This is a genomic window from Leptospira idonii, from assembly GCF_004770995.1.
Taxonomy (GTDB): domain Bacteria; phylum Spirochaetota; class Leptospiria; order Leptospirales; family Leptospiraceae; genus Leptospira_A; species Leptospira_A idonii.
This window is the reverse complement of the sequence record NZ_RQHW01000002.1, coordinates 192544-209466: the sequence shown is the minus strand read 5'-3', so window position 1 is coordinate 209466 and position 16923 is coordinate 192544. Positions and strand designations below refer to the sequence as shown.

The 16923-nt window shown below is 40.3% G+C and carries 19 protein-coding genes; 10 read left to right on the top strand and 9 right to left on the bottom strand.

The window, feature by feature from the left end; genetic code table 11:
* Positions 1-24: 24 nt before the first annotated feature.
* Both EHS15_RS01050 and asd read right to left on the bottom strand, forming a co-directional pair.
* A complete protein-coding gene (locus EHS15_RS01050; RefSeq protein ID WP_135758671.1) occupies positions 25-348 on the bottom strand; it encodes a DUF971 domain-containing protein in 324 nt (107 codons plus the stop codon).
* A gap of 5 nt (positions 349-353) precedes the next feature.
* Positions 354-2603: an archaetidylserine decarboxylase gene (asd, locus tag EHS15_RS01045; RefSeq protein ID WP_135758670.1), complete on the bottom strand. Its 2250-nt coding sequence runs from the start codon at positions 2601-2603 to the stop codon at positions 354-356.
* 35 nt (positions 2604-2638) lie between these two features.
* Here asd and EHS15_RS01040 point away from each other — a divergent pair, with 35 nt between their 5' ends.
* From EHS15_RS01040 to EHS15_RS01030, 3 genes are read left to right on the top strand one after another with little or no spacing between them, the layout of a single operon-like run.
* A complete protein-coding gene (locus EHS15_RS01040) occupies positions 2639-3454 on the top strand; it encodes an LIC_11366 family protein (RefSeq protein WP_135758669.1) in 816 nt (271 codons plus the stop codon).
* A 40-nt stretch (positions 3455-3494) separates the two neighbouring features.
* Entirely contained in the window at positions 3495-3734 is a 240-nt protein-coding gene (locus tag EHS15_RS01035) for a hypothetical protein (protein WP_135758668.1), read from the top strand.
* Positions 3731-4078 carry an arsenate reductase family protein gene (locus EHS15_RS01030; RefSeq protein ID WP_135758667.1) on the top strand — a complete coding sequence of 116 codons (348 nt, stop codon included), beginning with the start codon at positions 3731-3733 and terminating at the stop codon, positions 4076-4078. Before EHS15_RS01035 ends, EHS15_RS01030 begins: the two co-directional genes overlap by 4 nt.
* A gap of 7 nt (positions 4079-4085) precedes the next feature.
* Here the strand turns inward: EHS15_RS01030 and lpxD are convergent, their stop codons facing one another.
* Complete coding sequence (gene lpxD / locus EHS15_RS01025; RefSeq protein ID WP_135758666.1) at positions 4086-5099, bottom strand: UDP-3-O-(3-hydroxymyristoyl)glucosamine N-acyltransferase; 1014 nt, start codon at positions 5097-5099, stop codon at positions 4086-4088.
* Between the two features lie 109 nt (positions 5100-5208).
* Between lpxD and EHS15_RS01020 the strand changes: the two genes are divergently transcribed.
* Complete coding sequence (locus tag EHS15_RS01020) at positions 5209-5697, top strand: OmpA family protein (RefSeq protein WP_135758665.1); 489 nt, start codon at positions 5209-5211, stop codon at positions 5695-5697.
* A gap of 9 nt (positions 5698-5706) precedes the next feature.
* Here the strand turns inward: EHS15_RS01020 and EHS15_RS01015 are convergent, their stop codons facing one another.
* Genes EHS15_RS01015 through EHS15_RS00995 form a run of 5 tightly spaced genes read right to left on the bottom strand, consistent with a single transcriptional unit; the run spans position 5707 to position 10541 of the window.
* On the bottom strand, positions 5707-6297 hold the full coding sequence (locus tag EHS15_RS01015; RefSeq protein WP_135758664.1) for a TIGR04282 family arsenosugar biosynthesis glycosyltransferase: 591 nt from the start codon (positions 6295-6297) through the stop codon (positions 5707-5709).
* Positions 6257-7537, bottom strand: a complete 1281-nt coding sequence (locus EHS15_RS01010) for a hypothetical protein (RefSeq protein ID WP_135758663.1) — start codon at positions 7535-7537, stop codon at positions 6257-6259. Before EHS15_RS01010 ends, EHS15_RS01015 begins: the two co-directional genes overlap by 41 nt.
* Positions 7538-7545: 8 nt before the next feature.
* Entirely contained in the window at positions 7546-8274 is a 729-nt protein-coding gene (locus EHS15_RS01005) for a glycosyltransferase family 2 protein (protein WP_135758662.1), read from the bottom strand.
* The gene (locus EHS15_RS01000; protein WP_135758661.1) at positions 8252-9589 is read right to left on the bottom strand and encodes a multiheme c-type cytochrome; all 1338 of its coding nucleotides are present in this window, start codon (positions 9587-9589) and stop codon (positions 8252-8254) included. The genes EHS15_RS01005 and EHS15_RS01000 overlap by 23 nt, the downstream gene beginning before the upstream one ends.
* A 4-nt stretch (positions 9590-9593) precedes the next feature.
* A complete protein-coding gene (locus EHS15_RS00995) occupies positions 9594-10541 on the bottom strand; it encodes a sulfurtransferase (protein WP_167884117.1) in 948 nt (315 codons plus the stop codon).
* Positions 10542-10711: 170 nt separating this feature from the next.
* Between EHS15_RS00995 and EHS15_RS00990 the strand changes: the two genes are divergently transcribed.
* Genes EHS15_RS00990 through EHS15_RS00980 form a run of 3 tightly spaced genes read left to right on the top strand, consistent with a single transcriptional unit; the run spans position 10712 to position 13249 of the window.
* Positions 10712-11194 (top strand): DUF4395 domain-containing protein, encoded by a 483-nt coding sequence (locus EHS15_RS00990; RefSeq protein WP_135758659.1) that lies wholly within the window; start codon positions 10712-10714, stop codon positions 11192-11194.
* A 1-nt stretch (position 11195) separates the two neighbouring features.
* Positions 11196-12608 (top strand): hypothetical protein, encoded by a 1413-nt coding sequence (locus tag EHS15_RS00985; RefSeq protein WP_135758658.1) that lies wholly within the window; start codon positions 11196-11198, stop codon positions 12606-12608.
* Positions 12609-12640: 32 nt separating this feature from the next.
* Positions 12641-13249, top strand: coding sequence for a helix-turn-helix domain-containing protein (locus EHS15_RS00980; RefSeq protein ID WP_135758657.1), 609 nt, complete (start codon positions 12641-12643; stop codon positions 13247-13249).
* Here EHS15_RS00980 and EHS15_RS00975 read toward each other — a convergent pair.
* A complete protein-coding gene (locus tag EHS15_RS00975; protein ID WP_135758656.1) occupies positions 13234-13818 on the bottom strand; it encodes a DUF1564 family protein in 585 nt (194 codons plus the stop codon). The genes EHS15_RS00980 and EHS15_RS00975 overlap by 16 nt on opposite strands.
* Before the next feature lie 486 nt (positions 13819-14304).
* On the opposite strand from EHS15_RS00975, the gene EHS15_RS00970 reads away from it, so the two are divergent.
* The 3 genes from EHS15_RS00970 to EHS15_RS00960 all read left to right on the top strand — a co-directional run bounded on the left by EHS15_RS00970 (position 14305) and on the right by EHS15_RS00960 (position 16910).
* A complete protein-coding gene (locus tag EHS15_RS00970) occupies positions 14305-15399 on the top strand; it encodes a sulfurtransferase (RefSeq protein WP_135758655.1) in 1095 nt (364 codons plus the stop codon).
* Between the two features lie 155 nt (positions 15400-15554).
* Positions 15555-15908: a hypothetical protein gene (locus EHS15_RS00965; protein ID WP_135758654.1), complete on the top strand. Its 354-nt coding sequence runs from the start codon at positions 15555-15557 to the stop codon at positions 15906-15908.
* Between the two features lie 51 nt (positions 15909-15959).
* Positions 15960-16910, top strand: a complete 951-nt coding sequence (locus EHS15_RS00960) for a hypothetical protein (protein WP_246051831.1) — start codon at positions 15960-15962, stop codon at positions 16908-16910.
* The last annotated feature ends 13 nt before the right edge of the window (positions 16911-16923 follow it).

The window sequence follows — 16923 nt, the reverse complement described above, 5'->3', positions numbered from 1 at the left end:
TAGTTTGACAAAAAGTAGACCTTTTTAGTCGAAAGCGGACTCTTTTCCTTCGGAATAAGCTCTTAAATTGTCATAAGAGTAAATGCCGGTGTTATGGTAATCGCTCCAGACGATAGAAATAGCATATCTTCCCACTTTTGTCCAGGAGATTAAGCGAATGGACTGAATATGGGAAGTGGCAGCTCCTACTTTTCCCCCATGCCCTCCTCTACAGGTGGCACAAGGGCATTTTTTGCGAAGGTCTAACAAAGAATATTGGGAACGATACCCGTCTTTCCAGACGATATCCAAGTTTTCGTCATCGAAATGGATCTCGGAAGGGAAAGTGGCTAGTTGAGAATTCGACACGGAACTTACACCTTTACCGGAAGTTTGGTGAGCTTTTTCTTGAATTTGCCCACAACCGTTCCGTATTGAATTTTTTCTCCCAGAACAATGCTTTCCGAAAGATCGATCGTATCGTTTTCGAACACCAAAATCACCGTGGAACCCATCTCGAAACGTCCCATCTCGGAACCTTTATCGATCATAATGGATACGTCTTTGTATTCATGTTGTTTGGAGAAACGAATCCAGTTGTTTGTGACGATTTTATTATCGTAGGTCACCCTAATCTTACCCACGTTAGACGCACCTACTTTGATCACCGCAATCTTACCGTATTCGGTTTGCAGGAATGTAATGAGCCTTTCGTTTTTAGGAAAAAGACCTCTGATGTTCAGAACGGCCAAGTCGTTCACTGGGAATAATTTTCCAGGTTCATAATAGTATCCTAAAATTTGGCCGGCGAAAGGAGAGTGGATTCTGTGGTAATCCTGAGGAGAAAGATAGAATGTGATGTATTTTCCGTTCGTAAAGGAAGGATAATATTTTTCAGAACCTAACAATTCTTTTACGGAATAATCGATCCCTTTCGCTTGGATGATCGTAGATTGATTGATATTTCCGAAACTGGTGATTTTGGAATCGGTAGGAGATACGACCGCATTTTCCGCAGAATCGATGATTCTCGCTTCGGCTCTCAGTGCTCTCGTAAAAAACTGATTGAGGGAAGCGTATTCCTTAATCTCCAACTCTGCCTCATCCAGATTGATTTTGTAAGCCTTCGCAAATGCCTTCAAAAGAGGGATCATCATAAAACGAGGGAGTTTCAAAGTGGAGAAGTATCCGAAGATTTTGGAAATTAAGTTTTTAGGAAGCAGAGTCAAAAACAAAAGATAAACGTCTTTCAGTATTTCGTATCTTGCGCCGGATTCGGAAATATATTTATTCAATTCCAGTTTTGCGGATTTACCCAAAAGAAGAAGCGCCACAAGAAGAGGAATCGAAGTGATGACGGCCATCGTATAACCTAGCTTCATCGCAATCACGAATATTCCCGCACCTTCTTTGAGGAAAAAATAAGCGGATGCTAAAATGATTCCTATGAACAGAATGCGGAAAAAATTCGAAAACTTTTCCCCGAAGATATAAAATGCATTTTGTTCTCCCGTGTAAAACCATCCTGCCAAACTGAGAATTCCGAAAGATAAAAAGGCACCGAACAATAGTAAGGAAGAAAAAGATTCTTTGTTCTGAAGGATCAATTCCGGAAATGCAATTACTGAATCGAAATTCACGGCACCGTAAGAATACAATACGAAACCGACCAAGGTCGCCATAATAAAACCTTCAAAGAAGGTAGCAAGCATACTCACTAACCCTTGTTTTGCGGCATAATCCGTTCTAACGACTCCAGCCACACCGGAAGATTTTCCCACTGCAGTTTCCGTAGAAAGAAAAAAGACTCCCAAAGAAACGGATACGGTTCTCAGAATTCCGAAAATCCCTCCTCCTTCCAGAGCCTTCAAGGTGAAAGCCTCCCTACAAACATCCGCCACGAAGGAAAAGAAAGATACCAATCCTTCCGAAAACAAACTGAAATAAGCGAAAAGGAAAAGAAGGATTCCCAAAGGAGCCAGAATGGAAGCAGTGCGCCCCACTCTTCGAATTCCTCCGATCACGATAAAAAGTAAAATTACGGAAAGGGAAATGGGACCCGCCATTCCACCGAAATTTAACGCTTCTTTGGTGATGTAGGTTAAACTCAGGAAAGGGAAGATTCCCCCGAAAATCAAAACAGTAAAAATACTTCCGAAAGAAAAGGCCACCGCCAACCATTTGGCACGAAGCGATTTTTCGATAAAATACATCGGTCCGGAAAGATAACGGCCGCTAGGCAATTGATTTCTGAATTTCACTGCCAAAGTGGAAGACACCAAACGAACCGGCATCACAAGCAAAGAAACCACCCAAATCCAGAAGATAACACCGATTCCACCGTAAGCCACCGCCAAACCGGTTCCGAAAACGGATCCGGTCAAAAGGGAGGAACCGATCCCCGCAAAAAAGGCCTGGGAGTGGACCAACTGCCCTTTGGAACTTTTGAAGTCCATATTCCCCGTCAAAATCTTCAGGGACAAAAACAAAAATCGGATCTGAGGGAACCCCAGTCGAAAGGTCAGGTACAATCCTACCAAGAGGATTAGGTAAAAATAGGGGCTGAGGATATCAGAACCCAAAAGAAGGGTGAATTTGGATTCGCTTTGAAAGAATGTTTCCATATAGGCTCTTCCTTACGAAATTGGATGAAATCGTTATGTCAAGATGTATTGGATTGTTTTGTACCGCTCTTTTGCTTTCGAGTCCGTTTCTAGGAATCTCCGCAGAAGGATGGTATTGGGAAGCGGGTCTTAGGACAGGGGTAGGACAGAGAGTTCCAGGAAGATTCGATTCCAATTTAAACAGTTTTTCCTCCAGTTTCAACCCCATCGTTTTTTCGGAAGTGAGGCAAACGGGAGGCAGGGAAACGGCAACTTACGAAGGTTTTGTGAGATTTATGATCAGCCCTCATTCGAAAGTGGGAATGGTTTTGGGCAGGCAAGATCTAGCGAAACTGAATTTGACAGAAGCCACAAGCGATCTCTACCAAACCAGGCTTACCTCGGAAATTTATTCTTATCATTTTTTAGGAACCTATCATTACGTCATCGATCTCTCCAGAAGATGGGAATGGGAGAACGGAGTGGGAATGGGATTCACTTCTGCCGATTGGGACATCAGCGGATGGAGCGTCGGAGGAGAACCGAATGTCAGTGTATTCCAACAAAAAGGAAAACTCAGAGGAAGCGGTCTGGCATTTCGCGCCGAAACGGCAATCAATCGCAGGTTAGGTGATAGCAACTTCCTTCAACTGGGAATCGCTTACCATCACATCGCCATCGCAAGATTCAACGGAAGTTATAACGGAGAAGAGTCCAGTTTTTACATCCGCCAAGACGGAAAGGTGGGAATCTTCGACGATACCAGAGTGATTGATGCCAATATCAGCACATCTCAGTACATGAGAAGACTGGATTTGAACTCAGGCTCTTGGTCTTTGTATTTTTCAGTGATCCACAGGTTTTTAGATTGACATCAAGTCTTCCCTAACCAAGATTCTGGAGAAGATTCCTATGAAATCCCCTAAAATCATCACCATCGGGATCAAAGAATTAGCTCACCAAAAAGTGATTCTTGCTGCATGGTACAATTTTTTAAAAGAAAGCTTTGATGCGAAAAAACTAACCGCCGAAGAATTCACTCAATACCTGCAAGCTCATGTTATGTACGACCTCGACAAAGATCAAATCGAGCTTATGCTTTCCGGCTCCGAACCTTTGTTAGAGGAATTCAAGAAATCTATTTTCGGATGAACCTTCAAATCTTCGGCACCAAGAAGTGTAAAGATTCCAAAAAAGCCCAACTCTACTTTCAAGAGAGAAGAATCCCCTTTCAATTCATCAACCTTCAAGAAAAGGAAATGAGCAAAGGGGAACTCAGATCCATCCTTGGTTCCGTCAAACTGGACGATCTGATCGATACGGAATCGAAAGTATATGAAGATAAAAATCTAAAGTATATGGTGTACGACAAAGAAGAGGCTTTGCTGACAAACCCTCTTCTCATCAAAACCCCCGTCGTAAGAGACGGGAAAAAAGCTACGATCGGTTATGTTCCTGAAATTTGGAAACAATGGATCGAAGATTCCAAAAAATAATTTTTTACTAATCTTTCTGTCTTTTTTGAAAATCTTTCACTACGTCCGGAATCATTCCTAAAGAAGTGTGAATGCGATGCATCTCCAAAGCCGGCCTTGCAGGAATTCCGAAATAAGCAGTTTTCTCTTTGGAATCTTCCGTAAGTCCGGAAAGCCCCATCAAGATAGAACCTTTTTTCATTGTTAGATGTTCTGCGACAGCGGATTGTCCCGCTAAAAAACATCCGTCTTCTATCGTTACGGAACCGGCAAGAACCGTTGCGCCCGCAATATACACATAATTTCCCACACGACAGTTATGACCGATATGAACATGGTCGTCGAATTTAGTATGATTTCCGATGGTAGTGGATTCCAAAGCGGCACGATCTACAGTGCAATGAGCTCCCATTTCCACTTCGTCTCCGATCACTACGTTCCCGATTTGAGGAACTTTGTATCTGACTCCCGAATGATCGTAAAAACCGAATCCGTCCGCACCGATCACGGTATTGGAATGGATGAGATTGTTTTTTCCCAGCTTACAGTTGTAATAGATGATCACTCCCGATTTAATGACGGTTCCTTCACCTAACTCTACATTCGGTTCCAAAACTACGTTCGGATAAATGACACAATTGTCTCCCACGATTACATTTTCCTGAATGACTGCAAAGTCCATAATGGTTACATTCTTACCGATTTTAGCGGAAGGATGTATGCTTGCTTTAGGGGAAACTTGTACCGTATAGGAAGGTTTCTTTTCAAACATAGAAATGATATGGATGAATTTCACTTTGGAATCGGATTCGGATACGATGATTGCGTTAGGAAAATTTTCAGCTAAGGATTCGATCGTGAGAGCGATTTGTACGTCTTTCGCTTTGGGATGTTTTGCCAGATATTTTTTGGAAGCAACGTAATAGATGGATTTTGCATCTACGAGAGAATGATGCTCCAAATCCTTGATTCCTGTGATTTCCAATTCGCCGTTTCCATGAACTTTTCCGCCTAGTTGCAGAGCCAAATCTTTAAGTTTCATTCGAACCACCTTTCACTTTCCATTCACTGAATTGTTTTCGAGACATATTTCAAACATATTTTTCGAAATAGGCATTGGTTGTCGCCAAAAGAATTCCGAAAATATAAATGTGGGTTCTTTACTTCTGAAAAAACTAACGATGCTTACCCTAACCCTAGGGCTAACTTACGGCGTTCATTATATCTTATCTAATGGAAATCTCTCCGCGCAAGCCGGTTATATCTACGACGAACCTTATAAAAAACTAAAAGTAGAGCAGGATTCGAACCGCCTGACTCTTTACTTTTCCAAAAACTCGTATCTCATCTCGCAACCGGATCAAATCCGACTGCAAAAGACCGCCGAATATTTGTTAAGAAACCCTGATTGGAACGTATTCATCCACGCCCATTCTTGGGACGGTGGGAATGCAACTCAAGAGATGCTTCTGAGTGAAAAAAGATCTCTGGAAATATTTCGTTTCTTCATCGTTCATAACGTAAAAGAAGATCAAATTCAAAGATTGTTTTACGGGAACTCCAAACCTTTACCGCAAGGTTTATCCGCTTCTGACGGATCCCTTCAAAGAAGGGCGGAAATTTTCCTGGAACCTAAATAACAAAATATATTAATTTTTCCAAATATAATAATCTTCAATTGTATCAATATCTCTCAATTTAGGAAGTTCTTTTACAGTTAATCGTTTTTCTATCGCAATCGACACAGTGGTTGCAAAAACACGATCTGTGCTCCACTCCACTCCTTCGAAAACTTCCCCGTGAAGTTTTCTCATTCCCAAGAGGTAATACCCTCCGTCCATAGCGGGACCAATCACAAGATCGGAATCGTTTTCCAGTAAATCGAAAGAAGTTTTCAGAATGGATTCATCCAGATAAGGACAATCCGTACCAATGATACAGACTTGGGAATGCAATGGCAGGATTTCCTCGAAAGCCGACTTCATCTTAAATCCCAAATCACCGTTCTTTTGAGATTTATAGACGTAACCTGAGGAAAAAAAATCGGATTGTTTAGGAATCTCACCTTCCCAAAATAAATATTTTTTCATCCAACTACCTTCTGTTACATCTTCCGTTATTTTTAAAAGTCTTTCATAAGCAAGTAAGGCTTCTGTTTCCCCTAAATCCTTCGCAAGTCTTGTTTTCACCTTTCCCAGTTCAGGTTTTTTGGCGAAGATAATTAAAGCTTTGTTTTCCATAAATGATCCATAAATAAACGATTGATTCCAAAAATAAAAAGATAAGTCCGAACGATTCGAATTTGACTCCGTAAAACAGATACGAAAGTCCGCAGAAAAACGAAAATGCACGAATCCAAGGAAGAGTATTCGTCCTCTCTAATGCAAGTGCGATGAGAGGCAAAGAATACCAAGGATGAATGACGGGAGAAAACAACAGCAGACACAAATACCCGAAAAAGAAAGAAGCGGAAAGATCAAGTTTGTATCTCGAAACCAAATAGAGATAAACGCATCCTCCCGTGATCAGAGAAATAGTACCGGAAAGATATTCCAATCGGTCGAATATTCTTAAAAAATAATAAATAGGAGATTCAAATAAAGAGTGAAATCGGAAGGAATGCAAAAAAAGACCGATCCCCTGAGAAGATTGAGCGCCGTATTCACCAAACACAGTAAAAGCGAGTACAACTAAAGAAAAAATCAAAAATACAAGGAGAGAGATGCGGTATTTTTTAGGAATGGAGAAAAAAATTCCGGGTAAAAGAAAGATCAAATTCATCTTAACCTGTAAAAGGAAAGGAAAAACAAAAGAGATCCCTGAAAATCTACGAAGACGATACAGCAAAATGCAGACTAACAGTAGCGTAACGATGATCGGTTCAGGATGTATTTGGGAAATTCCCTCCCAAATCACCAAAGGGTTTCCCCAATATACCCAGTAAGAAGAATGAGCCAGGGTCGGTTTGATTTTATACGTTAGGAATATATTGATTAACTCGAAAAGAAACAAACAACTCTGAAGGAAAAATGTCTGCCAAAAAAGGGAGGTGATTTCAAAAGCCCAAGGCAGAAAAAAAAGGGACTGCAACACACTAGGATAAACGGAATAATAATGAGGACTGTTCATACGGGAAAAAAGATAAACCATCTCTTCTGAAGGATTCCCATTCTGGGACAACCATTCTACCGGGTTCCAAAAGAAAGGGTTGTATCCTTCATACACCAAATAACCGTCCCACAAAAACCGATAGAAATCATCACTTAACTTCGGTTCGATCCCAATGAGAATCACTCGATAAAAAACGGCGAAAAGAATTAAGGTTTTTAAATTCAAACGATCCAAATAACGAAATGAAAGAAAAAAGATAAAATGAGCAGTGCATGTGAATCCCAGTAGATTCGGCCAATCCTCCCTATTGATGAATTGAGCTCCTAAAAATAAAATAACCGCATAGAGTATGAAGACAAAAATGTGCAAACGTAAACCTATTTAGGTTTAAAGAAAGTCAACTTGAAAAATGTGTAAAGGATTTTGATTCCTACTCGGACCGCCATTCTTAATGTGCCGGAGATTTTGGACACTCCTGATTTCCTCCTTCTGTATCCGACGGGGATTTCAACGACCTTCATATTCTCTTGAAGGGCACGGATATGCATTTCTATATTCCAACCCCAGGTGGGATCTTTCAGTTTCATCTTCAGTAAGGATTCATAACGAATCGCTCTCAGAGGTCCTAAATCGGAAAAATTTTTTCGATAGAATACAAGAATCAAAAAACAAGTCAGCCAATTGCCGAATCTTTGTAAAAAACCGAGAGAGTTTTCTTCAATCTCTCCGATGGTTCTGGAACCGATCACAAGATCCGCCTGAGTTCGGTTCAATGTTTCCACCAAAGAAAGAATGTCTTCCGGAAAATCGGAACCGTCTCCGTCGCAAACGACTACAGCTCCAGGAAGTTTTTGAAGAGATGCGATTTCTTTTAAGGCACGAAGGCAGGCATTTCCATAACCTAACTCTGTTTCATGAACCACATGAACTCCGTATGACTTTGCCACCTCGTTCGTTTTGTCCGTAGAATCATTGTCCGAAACATAGATTTGATCTTTCGAGACAACTCCTAAAGAAAGGATTCCCTCCAGAACGAAGCCGATAGAACCTTCTTCGTTTCTGGCAGGGATGATGATTGCAACTTCACTCCCCTCTACGTTTTTCATTGATTTCAAATAGATCCTTTAAGGAAGTATTTTTAACCTTTTTAGTATTCAAGTCGAATTCGGATTCAAGAACCAAAGAACTATGAGGGTAATGTTTTTTTAATTCCTTGATCTTAACTTGGTATTGTTCCGGTGCTCCGGTCGCATATTTTTCCACATAATCGGAGACAACGTTCTTCAACCTTATATGGTACACACGAAGGATTGCCGACTTAACCTTCCCTTCCGGGATTTCCTTTCTCCATTCCCGAATTTCTTTCGGCCTCAATCGATTGTCTGACGTCTTACGTGCTTTAGGTGACCATTCCCATTCCTGCCCGATTCGAATTTCATCTTTGGAAATTGCTTTGCGGGAATCATCCAACCAGATCAATTCCAATTTCAAATGTCTTTCTGGATCTCCTGAAGGAAGATAATGGCCTGCGTTTTGGTTTTTCACTTTGACTAGGATCGAATCGGAATCCTTTTTTTCCCAACTTTCCAATACGATTCCGGGAGAATAACCTCCGGGGATTTGATGCTGGTACAGTTCGAATTTTTTAGGGACTCCTCCTCCGATAAACGAATGTTTATGGGAATCTTTCTTGGATTTTCCCAATTCGGCAATCACGAAGGATCGTTTCACAGTAGGCAAATGACAACTCACACAATCCTTATCTGCAAAATGGGAAGCCGCTTCTTTCAATTCAGTGCCAGTTTGAAAAGAACACACCAAACTCGAGTTCAACTCATAAGTTTCATTATGACAATCATAACAACGATTTCGAAGAAGGGACGCATTGATTTTCACAGGATGCGGAGGGCTAGTATTTCCATTCGCCCCGATGACATAGGATTTGCCTTGTTCATCCACTCTGACATGGCAAGTGGCACAAGTAACAGCTTCTTCTTTCATTTTAGGATCGAATCCCGGATTGGGAACTTCTACCGGTTCTTCATATTTACCGTGATTCAGTGCGACTACGATCTTCTCTCTCTGATTTTGAACAGGGATATGACAATTTAAACAAATCCATTGAGGAGAAGACGGTTTACTTAACTCTGCTTGAAACTGAAGATCGGAAAGAGCGTGTGAGTGCGTAGAAGTTTTCCACTCTTGATAAATCTCCGCATGGCACTTCCCGCAATTTTCCGCACGAGGAGCACCTACTCCTTGTAAATCGGGAAGCTGTGTCACCGGCTTTGCCCAAATCCTTCCCGGAAAAACTTCTTCCACCGGAACAGGATTGGGGACAAACTTCCATACCAAAAATGATACGGATGCGATCAACAAAACCGCAGTGGAAATGATGGATAAGGTTTTTATATGTTTCAAGACTTTACTTCACCAAAGGATATTCTTTGGAATCCAAGGAAGACCATTCCCACATAGATCCTGAATAATTTTTCGCTTCAATTCCGTAAGAAATCAATACGGATGTTGTCCAAGCGGAACGAATTCCTCCTGTGCAATAAGATACTACGATTCCGTTTTTAGGAATGGATTCCTTAGTCAAAACGGAGAGTATCTCTTCTTTCGATTTCAAATATCCCTCTTGGTTTAAAAACGATTTAAAGTACAACCATTTAGCTCCCGGTATATGGCCGCCTCTGGATTCTCCATAAGGAGTTTCTCCCTTAAATTCTCTTTCCTCTCTTACATCCAAGACAAATATTTTTTTGTTAGGTGCATTTAAAGCGGATTTTAGTTGGGAGTGGTCGATATCCAATTCTTTCTTCTTTGCATTTTTATCTTGTTTAATTTCCAATCCTTTATTCGTTTCCGAATTTCCATTCCCTACTTGAGACAGATATCGAGTATATGCTTTCGCTCCACCGTCAATCCAGAAGGATTTTTTGATTCCTACAGTTCTTAAAGTCCAAACGATTCTACCCTCTTCTCCCCAACCGTTCAAAGGATCTCCGATGACGATCACAGTCGTATCGGATCCGATACCGACTTTACTCAGTTTACCTAAAATTTCTTGATCCGAAAGAAGTTTACCATTATTAGGTGAAGACTTAACGGAGAGTTCTTCCCAGGAAATTGTTTTCGTATCCGCCACTTTCGGTAAATATCGCAAAGAAAGATCTCTTGCATCCAAAAGGACGGCACCCTTCTGCTTCAGCAAATATGCTTGTTTTGGAGAAAGAACCCAAGACTCCTTCAGATCCCATTCCTTTGTAGCCGATTCAGAAAATGCTGCGATAGGAAGATGGGCGACAAACAATAGAAACAAACTGAAAACTTGTATCTGCTTTCCGAATCTGAAAAATGAAACTCTCATATAAATCTCCTTATGCCATCCCTTCCGAAAAGCACTCATTTATATAAATATGAGTCCAAAACGATGAAATTGCAGATTTTCGTCAATAAAATAAACTTTTTGTCTGCAAAATTGAATTTTTCTTGCCAATTGTCCCCTCCAACCAAGTCTGAGCAGATAGGAGCCAAATCATGAAATTAGGTTATTATCCGGATGTTGTGAATGAAAATGCCACGAGAATTGTCGCTTCCAGCGTTGTATTGTTAGGAGTTCTCGCCATTTTATTTCCAAACCCGATTGTTTTGGGAATTCTAGCGGTCAGCTTTGCATTGCGATTGAGTTACGGGCCCAAATTCGAACCGGTAGCGTTCATTACTTCAAGATGGCTAGTGCCTTTACTAAAAATTTCTTTTATCCCTACGGCAGGACCTCCCAAACGATTTGCACAAGTCATAGGGTTTTCGTTCGCCGTTGCCGCCTTTGCACTATTTCATTACGGGCAATGGGATGCTTACAAAGCAGTGTTAGGTGTGTTGGTGTTCTTCGCATCTCTTGAGTCTTTTTTAGGCTGGTGTGCAGGTTGTTTCGTATTCGGTTTGCTCATGAAAACAGGAATTATTCCTGCCGATGTTTGTGAAAAATGCAATAATCTGAATTTCAACAAACAACAGTGAAATGATTTTTTCTTCAGGAAAGAATTTAAGGCTGCTTCTTCCTTACCCTTTCCTGATCTTACTCTTCTCTTCTCTGCTTTTCTTTCAGATTTATTCCGTTCAATTAGGAATTTTCAGTTATGCGTTTGTCCTAATCTGCCTAGGTCTTTCTTTTTTTCTGTTCACAAAGCTGGAAAAAAGTTTTTTCGAAAATTATTTCCACGAGTTTTTGTTTTTCGGTATTTTACTCAGAGTGATGTTATCGGTTTCTCTCCCTATTTGGGAAGATGATTGGGCAAGATATCTTTGGGAAGGTGCTATGATCTCCCATGATTTTTCGCCTTATCAGCTAGCGCCTGATTTCTTTTTTTCCAATGATTCCTCCATCCTGAATTCGGAAAGAGCGAGCGAAATTTTATCTCGAGTCAATCATCCAGACTGGACTACAATTTATTTTCCTTGGATCGAACTGTATTTCAGCTGGATCCACAGTATTGCTCCGTTTTCATTGATCGAACTCAAGCTATCATATATAGTTTTTGATTTAGCGATTTTTTGGTTTATATTCAAACTTTCGAATGAGAAAGCGGCCGTTTTATATTTTTTATTTCCTATCCTTTTGAAAGAAATATATATCAACGCTCACTTCGAAGTGATTCCTTTGTTTTTCATCTCCGCCTCTTTCTGGCTGATGGAAAATAAGTTTCGTTATCTTTCCTGGTTTCTATTCGGATTATCCGTTCACTGCAAATTGTTTCTAATCATCTTTTTTCCTTATTTCGTTTTCAGGAAAAGAATATTTGAAAATAAATTGTTTCCAAATATTCTATACTATTTTTCTGCAAGTTTCCTCTTCGGAACAGGTTTGGCTTCAGGATTCTTTGCTTATAAATACATCGTAGGATTGGATGGCAGTGAAGACATTCGTAGTCTGCTTCTTTTCGCATCCAGTTTCGAATTCAATTCGATTCTGTTTTATATCTTGGGATCTTTTGTTGAAAAATCGATAATCAAGCTATTGTTTATCTTTTTGATGATTGGAATTAATTTATTTATTATCCTACAAAGAAATCGCTTCTTTAAGAACAGGAAGAGAAGCATGGCTACGATGAGTTTTCTTTTTTTCTGTTACTTAATCATCAACCCGATTGCCAATCCTTGGTATTTTTTATTCTTACTCCCCTTATATCTAATTTCTTTCTCCGACAATTCCCTCGGATGGGCAAACCTTTTCATTCCTCAACTTGCCTACTTTACTTACACAAATTTAGGAATTTTACCTTCTTCTAAAGAGGAATTTGGATTCTATAACCTTCCTGCCCTTGTCCTTTGGGCTGAAATTTTCTTGTTTTTTACCATTTTTATCTCATTTCCAAAGAATTACTCTATTTTACTTTACAAAATATCCAATATATCAAACTTTTGTAAAAACTAAGCGCTCGACCGCTAAAATAAAGAAGCTTTCCTATGAATGATACAATTGATGAAGTTACCCCTGGAAAACTTGAGCCAGAAGATGTTTTAACCAGCATTCTCGGCGTTACTATCAAAAAGAGGCGTTTGGAACTCGGTTACTCTATGGAAAAAGTTTCCCAAATATCAAGCGTTAGCAGGGGAATGCTCGGATTGATCGAGTCCGGGAAAACAACTCCTAGCATCGGTATCTTATGGAAACTATCAAAAGCACTACGAACACCGATTGCGGAAATGATCCCGGATTTATTTTTAAGAACACCTAAGGTGGTTAGAAAAGATGAAGGAAGAATTTTCAAGCTTCATAAAGGAAATTTAGAAGCCCGTTCGCTGCATAAAGACGACGCCGATAAACTCGAGTTATATGAAATTAAGGTTGCTTCTGGAAATTTCCCTCTTCCTGCTTGGTTCGAAAACCAATTTGAACAGAATATCATCATCCTAGAAGGACGTCTGGAAATTACTTTCCAAGATAAAACCTATTCTTTGGAGCAAGGGGACAGTGCAATTTTCTTAGCATCCGATCTTTTACAGCTGAAAAATCCTTCTAGTCAGGAAGTAAAGTTGATTTGGATCTGCCCTCATCATCAAGATCGTAAGTAGATTTTGGATTTTTGGGAGAAGAAAGAGGGTTTTGCGAGAATGGAGAGGAAGTGTGTTAGGTGGTGGGTAGGAACTCTCACAACCCCCACTCTCCTCAAAACCAACCCCCATCCGATCAACTTCCACTCCAGTAGCATTGCGAATAATTTGCATTTTGACATCCGTAAATAATCAGCAATTATACGAAATTCTTCTAAATCAGAATCGCTTACACGAATATTTCTTTTGATCTGTGCCTGTCCAGAAGCCTGATATTCTTTCTTTAAACGAGTGGAGGAAGTAGGCTGATAACTTAGAATCATCTCTCCAAACTCATCCAACAAACTTCTAAATAATTCCTTAAAACTACCTCCATTTTGTTCAACGAACTCATTCAGTTCATGAGACAATCGCTCTGAAATTAACATAGTTGAGACTGAAGTAGTGCTATTTTGGTAGGTAAGCGAATGTTTTTCAAAATGTTTGGTTTGTGTAATCTTTTTCATATCTAGGAGAAATAGGTTTTTATTTTGCAAAATTGTCCGTTTTTGTAGGAACTCCCACCCCCCTCCCTCCAATCCATTACCCATACCTCCAATTTTCTATCCCATATAATAAACAATTACTCTCATATAACAGATTAATTCTATCAAATACCCGTATTCATTCAATTTATGACTAAAATGATTCGAAAACCGGATGCAATCTGGCAATCGAAGACCAGGTAGGAAAAAAAGATGAAATACTTCAAATCGGTTTTAGCAATCGGACTCATCTCAACAACGCTGCTCACTGCATGCAAAAAGAAAGATGATGATAACCTTACAACACTGCTTTTAGCGGGAATTTTATTAAACACTGTCAAAGTTAGCACAGCTGCAGAGTTAACAACGGAATCAGCAGATAATTACGATGAAAATAATTATGGGCTAGTAACGTCCGTTAAACTTTCAAAATGGCTGGACAATTGGACTGCCAACAAGCCAAGCGATATTTCAGGGAACTTGGTAATCGTCCAATCATTCCCATCGGGCTCTTACACAAAACAATACATAATTCCAACAAATGGTGTAAAGGTGTATGACTGGACGAGTTCGGTATTCAATCAAAGTGATCGTTTCGCATACAGAGCCTCCAGAGACAACGGAATCATCACTGATCCGAACACACTACCTACAGGCGCAATCACAGATGAAATTCTACAAACATACGGAATTGATCCTACAAAAGATCTTATCGTATTCGCAGCGGGTTCTGATAGAGGAGCAGGAACTTTAGCAAGCCCTAAAGGAAGCGTATATCAAAACTTAGGCCGTGCGGTATACTGGTTAAGATACTGGGGAGTGGATAGAAAAAATGTAGCAGTATTAAACGGAGCAATAGATGCTAACGGAGATTTTGCGGCAAACTATATTTCCACAGATTCTGGAGTTTTATCAGCACCGACCAAAGGAACGTTCTCTGTAAAGGATGCTTATGGAAAACTCGACAATACAGTTTTAGTGCAGCCTCTTGAAAACGTAATCAATATTGCGAAAAACCCTACCTCTCACGGAATTTACGGAATTGGTAATGTATTTATAGCAGACGCAAGACACAATACTACCACAACAGACGCAGAATTTACAGGCGGCACGGTAGCACTCACTCTTGGACCCTCCGGTGCCGCTTTATTTGCAGGTCATATCAAAGGAGCAAAATTCACTCCTTGGCCGCAAGTCGTTGATCAAACAACAGGTAAATTCAAATCAAAAGCTGCTATCGCTGCACTTTGGTCGGATGTTAGTGGTTTCAATTCAATCAATCCGGCAGGAACAGGCTATACTTCGGGACAAACAATTCTTCAGTATTGCAGAACTAACGCACGTTCTATGGTAACAGGAATCAGCACTTTTTTAATCTTAGGCAAACCAACAGTATTCTATGAGAATTCTTTAATTGAATGGACTGCACTCTCCGCATACCATACAAATGCAGCTCTAAGAACACTGCCTTCCGGCCATAAATTTGCTACAGATACGGCAGAACTGACTGAAAGCGGAACCTCCACACCAGGACCTGTCTACAATGGCGCTGCGAGTACGGCTCAATATTCCGTATTCAACATCAACACAAACGCAACAACTACCCGCAAAAACATTGATGAGGACAAAGCCTACAAAGGCCAGTAACCTCACTCTCCATATAAAAAACTCCGTGAACCCTGCCCTTTGGATTGCTCTCCAAAGGGCCTTTTATTGGAAAAAATTCAATATATTAGATATATAGTTCTTGATAACGTACTTATTGTCTTAAATACTGGAAATATCTAAGGAAAATACAATATATGAAACAAATTGTCGCATTATTTCTACTAATTTATCTGAGCGGGTTCAGCTCCGTCTTTGCCTCAGGAGGCTTTGGTGGCGGTGGAGTCGGCCAAGTCCCCCAGGGGAAAGATCGGGAAAAATTCCATTTAGGAAAGTCCATATACAATCTAGAGATAGAACTTCCTCCGACAGACAAAACGAAAGTGGTCGCTCAGTCGGAACAATTGGATTACCTCCAAGGTTCTCTTCCCAACAGCGAAAAACAAAGAGTCAATCTTCCTGATCTTGCAGGCAAACTTACAAGCGAACAGTTGGAAGCACTCGAATATTTTGTCAGTATTCGATTCAACGTAAAGCTGAGAGCCAAATGAGTTCCTACACCATTTAACAAAAACACTTAAAGTCTTAAGCAAATGACATTCATGAAACAGATAAAATTAATATTATACATTGCGCTATTAACAATCAGTAGTGCAGTATCCGCACAACAAGCTTGGTCACCTTACGAAAGACAGCTATGGGTTAGACCTGTCTTTGTTCATTCGGAATACAACAGTGCCTATCTTGCAAACAATCACTCTTCCTACGACGATAATGTCAGAATCACAGCGGGAAGTTTAGTCCTTGAATACGGGATCACGGATCGGCTTACATTCGACCTAAGCTCCGGCTTTGGAAAGTTAGGTCGTCACAGAATTCTGGATAGATACTACGGATTGCAGCAAACACCAGAATCTCCGGACAAATACGGCGTCCTAGATACCAGAGTGGGACTTCGATACAAAATCATAGATGAGTTCGATTCCAAATATGCCTGGATGCCTACAATCTCGCTTAGAGCGGGAGGTATCAAAAAAGGAGATTATGATAGAAATCCTCAGTCATTGGGAGACGGCGCCAACGGAGGAGAAGTCAATCTTTATTTTGCAAAGGATTTCAACTTCTACGGATTAGGAACATTAGGTGAACTTTCCTACAGAAGAAGAGAAAAACCTGTTCCGGACGATATCCTCTATTACGGTGCATTCTATAAAAAAATATTCGAAGTCGTATTTCTAACGATAGGCGGAAGAGGACAAATCGGGCAAGGAGGATATGCCTTTGCAGATCCTAGACAAGAACCGCCGAACAATTATTTAAACCTCAAAACTGCGGATCTAATACCGGGAGTGAATTTATACGACTACTGGGTTGCCAATGAAAGACCGGCATGGGGAAGAAGGGAAAATTTTCATAACTTGGAAATAGGATTGGGTTTTACCGATAATTACGGGAATTTTTATAACTTATTTTATTCAGATACATATTCGGGATATAACACTGCAAAGTTGAAAACGGTAGGATTCGCAGTAAACCTTCCGTTCAATTTATAAAGGAGAAACCAAA

Coding starts and splice junctions, on each gene's coding strand:
- EHS15_RS00975 (WP_135758656.1), bottom strand. CDS start 13,818: ATGGGTAATGGATTGGAGGGAGGGGGGTGGGAGTTCCTACAAAAACGG.
- EHS15_RS01040 (WP_135758669.1), top strand. CDS start 2,639: ATGTCAAGATGTATTGGATTGTTTTGTACCGCTCTTTTGCTTTCGAGT.
- asd (WP_135758670.1), bottom strand. CDS start 2,603: ATGGAAACATTCTTTCAAAGCGAATCCAAATTCACCCTTCTTTTGGGT.
- EHS15_RS00990 (WP_135758659.1), top strand. CDS start 10,712: ATGAAATTAGGTTATTATCCGGATGTTGTGAATGAAAATGCCACGAGA.
- EHS15_RS01015 (WP_135758664.1), bottom strand. CDS start 6,297: ATGGAAAACAAAGCTTTAATTATCTTCGCCAAAAAACCTGAACTGGGA.
- EHS15_RS01005 (WP_135758662.1), bottom strand. CDS start 8,274: ATGAAAAACGTAGAGGGGAGTGAAGTTGCAATCATCATCCCTGCCAGA.
- EHS15_RS00995 (WP_167884117.1), bottom strand. CDS start 10,541: ATGAGAGTTTCATTTTTCAGATTCGGAAAGCAGATACAAGTTTTCAGT.
- EHS15_RS01030 (WP_135758667.1), top strand. CDS start 3,731: ATGAACCTTCAAATCTTCGGCACCAAGAAGTGTAAAGATTCCAAAAAA.
- EHS15_RS01035 (WP_135758668.1), top strand. CDS start 3,495: ATGAAATCCCCTAAAATCATCACCATCGGGATCAAAGAATTAGCTCAC.
- EHS15_RS00985 (WP_135758658.1), top strand. CDS start 11,196: ATGATTTTTTCTTCAGGAAAGAATTTAAGGCTGCTTCTTCCTTACCCT.
- EHS15_RS00960 (WP_246051831.1), top strand. CDS start 15,960: ATGAAACAGATAAAATTAATATTATACATTGCGCTATTAACAATCAGT.
- lpxD (WP_135758666.1), bottom strand. CDS start 5,099: ATGAAACTTAAAGATTTGGCTCTGCAACTAGGCGGAAAAGTTCATGGA.
- EHS15_RS00980 (WP_135758657.1), top strand. CDS start 12,641: ATGAATGATACAATTGATGAAGTTACCCCTGGAAAACTTGAGCCAGAA.
- EHS15_RS00965 (WP_135758654.1), top strand. CDS start 15,555: ATGAAACAAATTGTCGCATTATTTCTACTAATTTATCTGAGCGGGTTC.